This window comes from Actinoplanes sp. NPDC048791 (assembly GCF_040650095.1).
Classification (GTDB): domain Bacteria; phylum Actinomycetota; class Actinomycetes; order Mycobacteriales; family Micromonosporaceae; genus Actinoplanes.
Genome location: NZ_JBEZGQ010000669.1, coordinates 1 through 4770, shown reverse-complemented (window position 1 = coordinate 4770; position 4770 = coordinate 1). Strand labels below are relative to the sequence as shown.

4 protein-coding genes are annotated in these 4770 nt (G+C 71.6%); 3 read left to right on the top strand and 1 reads right to left on the bottom strand.

Annotated features, from left to right (window positions below):
* On the top strand, nt 1–2061 hold a 2061-nt coding region (locus AB0C29_RS34115), incomplete at its 5' end, for a glycoside hydrolase family 15 protein (protein WP_360829102.1).
* 237 nt (nt 2062–2298) lie between these two features.
* Nucleotides 2299–3912 (top strand): methyl-accepting chemotaxis protein, encoded by a 1614-nt coding sequence (locus AB0C29_RS34110; protein WP_360829099.1) that lies wholly within the window; start codon nt 2299–2301, stop codon nt 3910–3912.
* Here AB0C29_RS34110 and AB0C29_RS34105 read toward each other — a convergent pair.
* A complete protein-coding gene (locus tag AB0C29_RS34105) occupies nt 3906–4328 on the bottom strand; it encodes a VOC family protein (RefSeq protein WP_360829096.1) in 423 nt (140 codons plus the stop codon). The genes AB0C29_RS34110 and AB0C29_RS34105 overlap by 7 nt on opposite strands.
* An 86-nt stretch (nt 4329–4414) precedes the next feature.
* Here AB0C29_RS34105 and AB0C29_RS34100 point away from each other — a divergent pair.
* A partial coding sequence (locus AB0C29_RS34100; protein WP_360829093.1) for an HTH domain-containing protein occupies nt 4415–4770 on the top strand: 356 nt, incomplete at its 3' end.

Below are 4770 nucleotides of genomic sequence, written 5' to 3'. Positions count from 1 at the left end.
GGGCTCGCACCCGTCGCCCCCGCGACCGGGGCGGCCCCGGGGGCACCCGGGGTTGATCAGCAGTACCTGCCGGCCGACAAGTCGGGCCTGCTCACCTCGCGGACGCGGGAGAGCAAGGTGTGGGCGACCGTGCAGCGCGAGGGCGGCCTGGGCGAGATCTTCTACCCGACCATCGGCGGGCCGAGCGCCCGCTCCCTGACCTTCGTGGTGACCGCCCGCGGCGGCATCGCCAAGGCCGCCGTCCGCACCGAGCAGCTCGACGGCCTGCGCTTCCGGCAGACGTACGACGGCTCCGGGTGGCGGCTCACCGCCGACTACACGACCGACCCCGCGCGGTCGGCTGTCCTGGTTGACCTGTCGTTCGCCGCGCCGCGTGGTCATGAGCTGTTCGCGGTCTACGACCCGGCGCTGGGCAACACCCGGGCGGGCGACTCGGGGCGTACCTCCGGCGAAGCGCTGCTCGCCACGGACGGTGCGGTGTCGAGTGCGCTGACCGGCTCCTTCACCGCCACGTCCAGCGGTTTCGCCGGGGTCAGCGACGGGCTCACCGACCTGCGCGACGGGCGGATGGACTGGCACTACTCGTCGGCCCCGGCCGGCAACCTGGTGCAGACAGCCGCGCTGCGCGGGCGGCACAGCACTATCGCGCTCGGCTTCGCCGGCTCCGCCGCCGAGGCGCTGACCACTGCCCGGCTTTCTCTGCGGGACGGCTTCGGCAGCGTCGCACGCTCTTACGCGTACGGCTGGAAGCGTTATCTGGCCGGCCTGAGCGCCCCGCCGCGGGTGTTGCGCAGCCCCGCGCAGCGGCAGCTCTACCGCACCTCCGCGATGGTCCTCGCCGCCTCCGAGGACAAGACCCACCCGGGGGCGTACGTCGCGGCGCCGGCCTCACCGTGGGCGTTCGGCACGGATGACCCGTCCGGGCCCTACCACCTGGTCTGGTCGCGCGACCTGTACCAGATCGCCACGGGACTGATCGCCGCCGGTGACCGCGCCGGCGCGAACCGCGCCCTGGACTTCCTCTTCGACGTGCAGCAGAAGCCGGACGGCTCGTTCCCGCAGAACTCCCAGGTGGACGGCACCCCGGTGTGGGGCGGCCTGCAGCTCGACGAGGCGGCGCTGCCGATCGTGCTGGCCTACCAGCTGGGTCGCGGGGACACCTGGCCGGGCGTCAAGCGGGCGGCCGACTTCCTGATCGGGTATCCCGGGGCGCCGTTCACGCCGCAGGAACGCTGGGAGAACCAGTCGGGCTACTCGCCCAACACCATCGCCACGGCCATCGCCGGCCTGGTGTGTGCCGCCGCGCTCGCGCGTTCCCACGGTGACCCGGCGTCGAGCCGGCGGTATCTCGCGACGGCCGACTCCTGGCGGGACCGGGTCAAGTCGTGGACGGTGACGAGCACCGGCCCGTACTCGGCCCGGCCGTACTTCCTGCGGCTGACCAAGGACGGCAACCCGGACGCCGGCACCACGTACAGCATCGGCGACAGCGGACCGGTCGATGTGGACCAGCGGCGGGTGGTCGACCCCAGCTTCCTCGACCTGGTCCGCCTCGGCATCCTGTCGCCGTCCGACCCCGACGTGGTGAACACTCTGGCCGTGGTGGACGCGCAGCTCGGTGTGGCCACCCCGCGGGGCTTCTTCTGGCACCGGGCCTCGTTCGACGGTTTCGGTGAGCAACTCGACGGCAGCCAGTGGGAGTACGACGAGCCGCCGGGCTCCCTGGTCTCCCGTGGCCGGGCCTGGCCCCTGCTCAGCGGCGAACGCGCCGAGTACGAGATCGCCGCGGGTGACCTGCGGTCGGCGGCTTCCCGGCTGGCCGCGATGACCCGTACCACCGGCCCCGGCGGCATGCTCCCCGAGCAGGTGTGGGACCACACTTCCCCGGCGGGACAGGGCCGCTTCGAGCCGGGCACGCCGACGTTCTCGGCGACGCCGCTGGCCTGGACGCACGCGCAGTACCTGCGGCTGGCCCGGGACCTGGCGCAGGGCCGGGTCGTGGAGCAGCCCGCGGTCGTCGCCGACCGCTACCTCGGCCGGCGATCTCCTGCGGCGGAATAGCCGAACCGCCCTCCTGGCCTGCTCTGTGCTCCTAAAGTGTGGCGGGGACCGGTCGATCACGCGGTCCTCCGAGGAGTTTCGGCAGAGGCCGTCGTGGGCGCGGACCCACAGCCCGGATGCCGGTCCTTTCTCGGTCCCGGGGACCGACCGGCAGGCTGGCCGGATGTCCTCATGCCCGTCACAGTGCCCGATCGGCCTGGTCTGCGGCTGACGGCACGCGGCCGAGGAGTTTGTCCGATGAGCGCCACAGCGAATCCTGCCTCCGGCCGGCATTTTGTCGCCGACCTCGGGGTCAACGTCAAGATCGTCACCGCGATCGCCGTCGCGGTCGGGGTCGCGGTCGCGGTCGGGGTCGTCGGGCTGGCGGCGTTGAGCCAGGCCAGCGCGTCCGCGCAGTCGCTCTACAGCAGCAACGTGATCGGGATCAAGGCCATGGGCCAGTTGGACGTGACGGTCAAGCAGGCCCGCTCCGACGTCTCCAACGTCGTGATCTCGCAGGACGACGCCAGCGCCGACAAGTATGTCGCCGCGTTCGCCGCCGACAAGCAGAAGTTCGACGCGGCCTATGGCACGTACGGCGACAGCGGTCCCGCCGACCAGTCCATCTTCGCCGACCTCCGGTCGCGGTGGCAGGGATACGTCCAGGTGGTCGAGAAGCAGCTGATCCCGCTGGGAAAGGCCCACGACATCGTCGGATACCAGAAGGTCCGCGACACCGAGGTGGTGCCGGTGATGGCGGCCATCACCGAGGACGTCGAGGGCCTGGTGAGCCGAGAGGACGCCAACGCGGCCAAGGCTGCCGCGGCGGCCGGGTCGAGTTACCGGTCGAGCCGCGTCCAGTCGATTCTGCTGCTGGTCATCGGGGCGCTGCTGGCGCTCGGGCTGGGGGTGCTGGTGGCCCGCGGCATCGTGCGCTCGCTGCACCGGGTCAAGGAGGTCTGCGACGCCCTGGCCGCGGGTGACCTGACCCGTACCAGCGGTCTCACCTCCCGCGACGAGCCCGGCCGGATGGGTCAGGCTCTGGACGCCGCCGTGGTCAATCTGCGGTCGACGGTCGCGACGATCGACGGTTCGGCCACCTCGCTGGCCGGTGCGTCGGAGGAGATGTCGAGCACCGCGACGCAGATCGCCGCCTCGGCCGAGGAGACCTCCGCGCAGGCGCAGACGGTGTCCGCCGCCGCGGAGCAGATCTCCCGCAGCGTGGACACCGTCTCGGCCGGCAGTGAGGAGATGGGCGCCTCCATCCGCGAGATCGCGCAGAACGCCACCGAGGCCGCCCAGGTCGCCTCCCAGGCGGTCGCGGTCACGGCGGCGACCTCGGCCACGATGACCAAGCTCGGTGAGTCGTCGGCCGAGATCGGCAACGTCATCAAGGTCATCACCGCCATCGCCGAGCAGACCAACCTGCTCGCCCTCAACGCCACCATCGAAGCGGCCCGGGCCGGCGAGATGGGCAAGGGCTTCGCCGTGGTCGCCTCCGAGGTCAAGGACCTGGCCCAGGAGACCGCCCGGGCCACCGAGGACATCTCCCGCCGGGTCCAGGCCATCCAGGCCGACACCACCGGCGCGGTGACCGCCATCGAGGAGATCAGCTCGGTCATCGCCCGGATCAGCGACTTCCAGACGACCATCGCCTCGGCGGTGGAGGAGCAGACGGCCACCACCGCCGAGATGAACCGCAGCGTCAGCGAGGCGGCCACCGGCACGTCCGACATCGCCCTCAACATCACCGGTGTGGCCGAGGCGGCCCGGCTGACCAGCGAGGGCGTGACCCAGTCACAGCAGGCCACCGCGGAGCTCGCCCGGCTGTCCAGCGACCTGAAGTCGCTGGTCACCAACTTCCGTTACTGAGCGAACGCGACGGCGACGTCGAGGACCCAGGTCACGCCGAAGCGGTCCTTGAGCATGCCGTAGAGCGGGCTCCAGCCGGCCGGGCCCAGGTCCTGGACGACGGTCGCGCCGTCGGACAGACCTTTCCAGTACGTGGTGAGCTCGGCCTCGTCCGTGCCGCGGACCGAGACGAAGACCGGCTTGTCGCCCGGGCTGTAGGTCTGGTGGCCGGGTACGTCGTACGCCATGACATGGAAGCCGTTCGGGGCCTGGACCTGCCCCCACATGATCTGGTCGGCCTCGGCGGGGTCGGTGACGTTGTGGGCGTCGGCGTAGGTCAGCAGGACCGTCTGACCGCCGAACACGGACTGGTAGAAGGTCAGCGCCTCCCGGGCGTCGCCGCGGAAGTTCAGGTGGGTCGTGGTGGTGACGCTCATGATGACTCCTGTCTCGGTTGCTTGGACTCAAGATTCGCAGCCATAGGTGACAGGGTGTGTCCTCTTCTTCCGGCAGAATCGCCGTCATGCCGAAGACCTCCGCCCGACTGCTGGCCCTGCTGTCGTTGCTGCAGTCCCGCCGGGACTGGCCGGGCACCTTGCTGGCCGACCGGCTGGAGATCAGCCTGCGGACGGTGCGCCGGGACGTCGACCGGCTCCGGGAGCTCGGCTATCCCATCGCCGCGGCCAAGGGGCCCGACGGTGGCTACCGGCTCAGCGCCGGCACCGAGCTGCCGCCGCTGCTGTTCGACGACGAACAGGCCGTCGCCCTCACCGTCGCCCTGCAGCTCGCCGCCGGCACCGCGGGCAGCGGACTCGCCGAGGCGGCCGCCCGCGCGCTGACCACGATCCGGCAGGTGCTGCCGGCCCGGCTCCGGCACCG

Coding starts and splice junctions, on each gene's coding strand:
- AB0C29_RS34105 (WP_360829096.1), bottom strand. CDS start 4,328: ATGAGCGTCACCACCACGACCCACCTGAACTTCCGCGGCGACGCCCGG.
- AB0C29_RS34110 (WP_360829099.1), top strand. CDS start 2,299: ATGAGCGCCACAGCGAATCCTGCCTCCGGCCGGCATTTTGTCGCCGAC.